The following is a 2,545-nucleotide window of genomic DNA, read 5'->3' as shown; positions in this document are numbered from 1 at the left end:
GTGCCGGCGGGAGCCCGGAAGCGCCGCGTAGAGGTCGCCCGGGCGGACGTCGCGCGAGTCGAGGGTCGCCCCGGTCGCCACGACGCCGTCGAGACCCGGATCCGCCACGTCCACCCGGAGCCCGAAGCGCTCCGCGACACCGCTCAGGGGCGCGGATCGGGGGTGTCGGGGTCGGATGCTCAGGTCGCCCTCGTTGCTGGTCATCACTCGATCCTAGCCAGCCTCAATCGTCCCCGCCGGTCGCCAGCTTCTTGTACTTGCCCGTCGACGGCGGGATGTGGAACGTGCGGATGGTCGCCTCCGCCGCATCGTGGAACGCCCGGGTCGCTGCGACGGTCCCGTCCCCGCCCTTGGGGAACGCGACGGAGGACACGATGACGTACCGGGGGTCGTCCATCGGGAACATCCCGGCGAAGCTGTAGACGAAGTCCGTGCGATAGCCGCCGCGCCCGTTCGACTGCTGCGCCGTGCCGGTCTTCCCGCCGATGCGGTAGCCCGGGATCGTCACGTACTGCGACACCAGGCCGTCCGTGCCGACCGTCTCGAGCATGTTGCGCACCTCCTTCGCCGTGCGCTTCGAGACCGCCTGCACCGGCTTCCCGCGATCCGGCTCGACGGTCTCGCCCGCGGCATCGGTGCACCCCGTCACGAGCGAGGGCGGGATCCGCACTCCGTCGTTCGCGATGGCCTGGTAGGCGCTCGCGGTCTGCACGATCGTGGAGGAGAGCCCTTGACCGAACATGGTCGTGTAGCTCGTCTGGCGGTCCCAGTCCGAGGCCGCGTAGAGCATGCCGGAGTCCTCCGCCGGCATGCCGGCGGAGGTGGCCTCGCCGATGCCGAACTTCCGCAGGGAGTCGTAGCGCGAGTCGGCGTCGAGCTTGGAGCCCAGCATCGAGATGCCGACGTTGGAGGACTGCAGCAGGATCCCGGTGAGCGTCCAGTCGATCGTGCCGTGCGAGAACCAGTCGCGGAAGTCGACGTTCGGCTCCGGCTGCCAGCGGTCCGGGGTGGCGTTCACGGTCGTCGGGCCCGCGACTCCCGCGTCGATCAGCGCCGCCGCGGTGAGCGTCTTGAAGGTCGATCCCGGCTCGTACGGCGCGACGAAGCTCCGGGCCTCCCGCTTGTCGGGGTTGCTCCCGTCGATGTCGCCCGGGTCCACCGAATCGTCCTCGGCGACCGCGACGAGCTCGCCGGTCTTCGCGTCCATGATGGTGAGGAGCCCCCACTCGGCCTTGACCGAGGCCACCTGGCTGTCGATGATCTGCTGGGCCTCCCACTGCAGATCGCGATCGATCGTGAGCCCGACCGTACCGCCGTCGATGGCCTCCTGGGTGACGACCACGCTGCCGGGCAGCGCCACTCCGTCCGCACCGCGCTCGTAGCTCTCCTCGCCGTCGGTGCCCACGAGGCACGCGTCCTGCGAGAGCTCGACCCCGGCGAGCGGCTCGCCGTCCGATCCGGAGAACCCGACCAGATTGCCGCCGACGGCGCCGTTCGGGTAGCTGCGCGCGTGGTTGCTCTCGAAGGTGAGCCAGGGGATCTCGAGCGCCTTGAGCCGGTTGAGCGCCGAGAGGTCGACGGACCGCTTCACATAGGCGAAGTCGGACTTCGGGTTCTCCTCGAGCGCGTCGTCGACGATCTTCTGGATCTTCTTCGCCGACTGGCCCGTGATCTCGCCGATCTCGGCGAAGGCCTCCGATGCGGTGACGCCCACCCAGGTCTCCTCGGCCTCGGAGTAGCGCTGGAAGATGCCGTCGTTGAGGCGGGTGTTCTTCGGCGAGAGCTGCACGTCGTAGCGCTCGTCCGTGGTCGCCAGGATCTCGCCGTCGCGGTCGACGATGTCGCCGCGCAGACTCGGGATCACGACCGGCACGGCGCGCTTGCCCGCCGCGTCCTCGTTGAGCCCCGCCGCGGAGACGAGCTGGATGTCGACGAGGCGCAGCGTGAACACGACGGTGCAGCCGATCACCACGACGGCCGCGATGAGGCGCCGCCACGACCCGGTGCTCAACCTCGGCATCCCGTCTCCCGCCGTCCTTCGGTGCCCGATACTCGACGTGCTCGATGTCAGTGCGTGTCGGGTGCGGGCAGCTTCCCCCGCCACGCTACCGGCGCATCCGAGCCACCCGCGTCAACCGCGGCGGCCTGTCCGCCGTTCCGCGCGACGAGCAGGCCCTCGGCGTTGACGACGGGCAGCCCGTCCAGGGCGGCGTTGGGCACGAGGTTGTCGTTCACCGCGCTCGTCCGCGGGGTGAGGCTGCCGAGCACCTTGTGGTCGCTCAAGCGCAGCGTGGCCGGGGTCGCGTTCTGCACCATGCCGAGCTTCGCCGCGTTCTCGGCGAGGTTCTGCGGCGAGGAGAGCTTGTCGACGTTCTGCGACAGCACCCGCTCCACGCGGGCCAGGTCGCGCTGCTCGAGCTCGAGCGCGCGTACCTCGTAGGCGCCCTGGGAGACGGCGATGCTGAGGCCGAGCTGGGTCGCGAGGATCGCGACGACGACGACGCCGCAGCTGAGCGCGGCGAGCAGCGGGCTGAGCCCGCGACGC

The 2,545-nt window shown here is 70.5% G+C and carries 2 protein-coding genes and 1 pseudogene; all 3 read right to left on the bottom strand.

Going from position 1 to position 2,545, the window contains the following annotated elements:
* A pseudogene (locus ACFPZL_RS12200) lies at positions 1 to 204 on the bottom strand (UDP-N-acetylmuramoyl-L-alanyl-D-glutamate--2,6-diaminopimelate ligase); the annotation flags it as partial.
* 19 nt (positions 205 to 223) lie between these two features.
* Entirely contained in the window at positions 224 to 2,020 is a 1,797-nt protein-coding gene (locus ACFPZL_RS12195; protein ID WP_218113747.1) for a peptidoglycan D,D-transpeptidase FtsI family protein, read from the bottom strand.
* Between the two features lie 47 nt (positions 2,021 to 2,067).
* Positions 2,068 to 2,545 (bottom strand): hypothetical protein (locus ACFPZL_RS12190; RefSeq protein ID WP_382335624.1); only part of this gene is annotated, 478 nt, incomplete at its 5' end.

This window comes from Leucobacter soli, from assembly GCF_042659205.1.
GTDB lineage: Bacteria > Actinomycetota > Actinomycetes > Actinomycetales > Microbacteriaceae > Leucobacter > Leucobacter soli.
Note: the sequence above shows the minus strand (reverse complement) of the source record. Positions and strands in the feature narration are given on the sequence as shown.

Coding starts and splice junctions, on each gene's coding strand:
- ACFPZL_RS12195 (WP_218113747.1), bottom strand. CDS start 2,020: ATGCCGAGGTTGAGCACCGGGTCGTGGCGGCGCCTCATCGCGGCCGTC.